Source organism: Pseudomonas sp. GL-RE-29, from assembly GCF_019947275.1.
Taxonomy (GTDB): Bacteria; Pseudomonadota; Gammaproteobacteria; order Pseudomonadales; family Pseudomonadaceae; genus Aquipseudomonas; species Aquipseudomonas fluorescens_A.
Window position 1 is genome coordinate 1 of record NZ_JAGYGD010000074.1, and the last position, 3,366, is coordinate 3,366.

General features: G+C 59.5%; 3 protein-coding genes. 2 read left to right on the forward strand and 1 reads right to left on the reverse strand.

Annotated features, from left to right (window positions below; translation table 11 throughout):
- Positions 1–76: 76 nt before the first annotated feature.
- Positions 77–589 (reverse strand): methylated-DNA--[protein]-cysteine S-methyltransferase, encoded by a 513-nt coding sequence (locus KGB21_RS29250; RefSeq protein ID WP_223507540.1) that lies wholly within the window; start codon positions 587–589, stop codon positions 77–79.
- Between the two features lie 150 nt (positions 590–739).
- On the opposite strand from KGB21_RS29250, the gene ggt reads away from it, so the two are divergent.
- The gene (gene ggt, locus KGB21_RS29255; RefSeq protein ID WP_223507538.1) at positions 740–2,467 is read left to right on the forward strand and encodes a gamma-glutamyltransferase; all 1,728 of its coding nucleotides are present in this window, start codon (positions 740–742) and stop codon (positions 2,465–2,467) included.
- A gap of 68 nt (positions 2,468–2,535) precedes the next feature.
- Entirely contained in the window at positions 2,536–3,069 is a 534-nt protein-coding gene (locus KGB21_RS29260) for a cysteine hydrolase family protein (RefSeq protein WP_223507539.1), read from the forward strand.
- Positions 3,070–3,366 lie beyond the last annotated feature (297 nt).

Consider the following 3,366-nt stretch of genomic DNA (forward strand, 5'->3'; position numbering starts at 1 on the left):
GGCTGCGATCTTTTGATCTTGAAAAACAAGATCAAAAGATCGCAGCCTGCGGCAGCTCCTACAGGGTAAATCAAGATCAAAAGCCTGGCAGGCGTGCGGTTCCGGGCCGTTGTCCGCCTTCCAGTGTGAGTAATATTTCCTTCGCCTCAAGCCCCCCGGCAAACCCTGTCAATTTCCCCGACGCGCCAATCACCCGATGACACGGCGCGACAATCGATATCGGGTTCTTGCCGTTCGCCGCACCCACCGCCCGGACTGCGCTCGGGTTGCCGATCTGCTCGGCGATCTGGCTGTAGCTGCGTGTCTCACCGAAGGGAATGGTCAGCAATGCTGCCCAGACCTTTTTCTGAAATTCCGTACCCACGAAATCCAGCTCCAGATCGAACCGGTTGCGCGTGCCCGCGAAATATTCGCGCAGCTGTTCGGCCGTGCGCAGCAGGATCGGATTGTCCGGCGCTTCTGTCATCGGACCGAGTCGCACCCGACCCGGTTTGTCGTTTTCCCAGAGGATGGCAGCCAGTCGTGAACCGTTCGCGACCAGCTTCAACTCGCCGACCGGCGAGGCCAGGGTGATACAGGTGTAGGTCATGCCGCAGGCCACGCCAAATTGTTGAACAGGTGTTAAGCATACTGCCTCGTCGGGGAGGCGCAATACGCAATCCCGACCATACTTGCCTACTGCTCCTGAAGCGTTCCCTCTGTTTTTGCACAGAGCCTCAAAACAAAAAGAGACCGACTCATGAAGTACGAACCTTTTGCCAAAACGCTGATAGCGACCTCGTTGGCGCTCAGCTGCCTCATGGCCCATGCGGCGTCCGTGGCCCCGGTTGCCGCCGAAAACGGCATGGTGGTCACCGCCCAGCACCTGGCCAGCCATGTCGGCGTGGATGTGCTCAAGAACGGCGGCAACGCCGTCGATGCCGCGGTCGCGGTGGGTTATGCGCTGGCGGTGGTGTATCCGGCGGCGGGTAATCTCGGTGGCGGCGGTTTCATGACCATTCAACTGGCCGACGGGCGCAAGACCTTCCTCGACTTCCGTGAAAAAGCCCCGCTGGCCGCCACCGCCGATATGTATCTGGACAAGGAGGGCAACGTCGTTCCGGACCTGAGCACGCGCGGCCACTTGGCCGTCGGCGTACCGGGCACCGTGTCCGGCATGGAACTGGCGCTATCGAAATACGGCACCAAACCGCGCAAGGAAGTGATCGCCCCGGCCATCAAACTGGCCGAAGACGGCTTCGTGCTGGAGCAGGGTGACGTCGAGTTGCTGGAGTACGCCACCGACGTGTTCAAGAAGGACATCAAGGATTCCGGCGCGATTTTCCTGAGTAACGGCGAGCCGATGCAGGTCGGGCAGAAACTGGTGCAGAAAGACCTCGGCAAAACCCTGCGGGAAATCTCCGAGAAGGGCGCCGACGGTTTCTACAAAGGCTGGGTGGCCGACGCCATCGTCACCTCAAGCCAGGCTAACAAAGGCATCATCACCCAGGCCGACCTCGACAAATACAAGACCCGCGAACTGGCGCCGATCGAGTGCGATTATCGGGGCTACCACGTGGTCTCGGCACCACCACCGAGCTCCGGCGGCGTGGTGATCTGCCAGATCATGAACATCCTCGAAGGCTATCCGATGAAGGATCTGGGCTACCACTCGGCCCAGGGCATGCACTATCAGATCGAAGCGATGCGCCACGCCTACGTGGACCGCAACAGCTACCTGGGCGACCCGGATTTCGTGAAAAACCCGATCGCCCATCTGCTCGACAAAAACTACGCAACCAAACTGCGCGAAGCGATCAGTCCGCAGAAGGCCGGGGTATCCAAGGACCTCAAACCCGGCGTCGCGCCCCATGAAGGCAGCAACACCACCCATTATTCCATCGTCGACAAATGGGGTAACGCGGTGTCGGTGACCTACACCCTCAACGACTGGTTCGGTGCCGGGGTCATGGCGAGCAAGACCGGGGTCATCCTCAACGACGAAATGGACGACTTCACCTCGAAAATCGGCGTGCCCAACATGTACGGCCTGGTCCAGGGCGAGGCCAACGCCATCGCTCCCGGCAAGGCACCGCTGTCGTCCATGAGCCCGACCATCGTCACCAAGGACGGCAAGGTGGTGATGGTGGTCGGTACTCCAGGCGGTAGCCGCATCATCACCGCGACCTTGTTGACCATGCTCAACGTGATCGACTACGGCATGAACATCCAGGAAGCCGTCGATGCGCCGCGATTCCACCAGCAATGGCTGCCAGAGGAAACCAACCTGGAAACCTTCACCACCAGCCCGGACACGGTGAAGATCCTCGAAAGCTGGGGCCACAAGTTTGCCGGGCCGCAGGATGCCAACCACCTGGCGGCGATCCTGGTGGGGGCGCCGTCGCTCGACGGTAAACCGGTGGGCAAAAACCGTTTCTACGGCGCCAACGATCCACGGCGCAACACCGGTTTGTCGCTCGGTTATTGAGGGTTGTGTTTGGTTGGGGACGGACTTATGTTCGTCCCCTGATCCACTGACTTTTCAAGGAAGGAAGCATGACCACTGCATTGCTCATCATCGACGTCCAGCAGGCGCTGTGTTCTGGCGAGTACGAGTGCTTCGAGATCCAGCGCGTCATCGGCAACATCAACGACCTCAGCACCCGAGCGCGAAAGGCCGGGGTTGCGGTGGTGCTGATCCAGCATGAGGAAGCGGGCAGTCCGTTTGCGCATGAAGCGGCGGGCTGGCAACTGGCCGAAGGGCTGGAAACCTCGCCCAAGGATCATCGCGTGCGTAAAACCACTGGCGATTCGTTTTATCAGACCAACTTGCAGAAACTGTTGCCCGTTCAGGACTTCGAACGCTTGGTCATCTGTGGTCTGCAAACCGATTACTGCGTGAATGCAACCGTGCGTCAGGCGCATCTACTGGGCTATGACGTGGTGCTGGCATCTGACGCTCATTCCACGGTCGATAACGGCAACACGGCTGCCGAAGACATCATTACCGAACACAACAAGGATTGGGCACACCTGACCGGTTCGGTGGCGCGGATCGACATCGTCCCGACCCACAAAATCCACTTCTGAAATCAACCCGAACCTGTGGCGAGGGAGCTTGCTCCCGCTGGACTGCGCAGCAGTCCTGCTTTTTTCAGGGATAAGCGGGGCCGCTACGCGCCCCAGCGGGAGCAAGCTCCCTCGCCACAGGTTTACTCGTCGCTCAAATCACGTAGCAAACAGCAAAATCCTTCGTCGCTCTCGGCGCGGTACAGTTGACGGAAATTCACGGCGCTGAATACGATCCATCCTCAATAACGTCTACACTTGCAAATCAACCGTAGGAGCCGGCTTGCTGGCGATGGCGATTTCAAGTACGCCATCGCC

Excerpts from the sequence above, each read along its gene's own strand:
- KGB21_RS29250 (WP_223507540.1), bottom strand. The coding sequence starts at position 589 with ATGACCTACACCTGTATCACCCTGGCCTCGCCGGTCGGCGAGTTGAAG.
- ggt (WP_223507538.1), top strand. The coding sequence starts at position 740 with ATGAAGTACGAACCTTTTGCCAAAACGCTGATAGCGACCTCGTTGGCG.
- KGB21_RS29260 (WP_223507539.1), top strand. The coding sequence starts at position 2,536 with ATGACCACTGCATTGCTCATCATCGACGTCCAGCAGGCGCTGTGTTCT.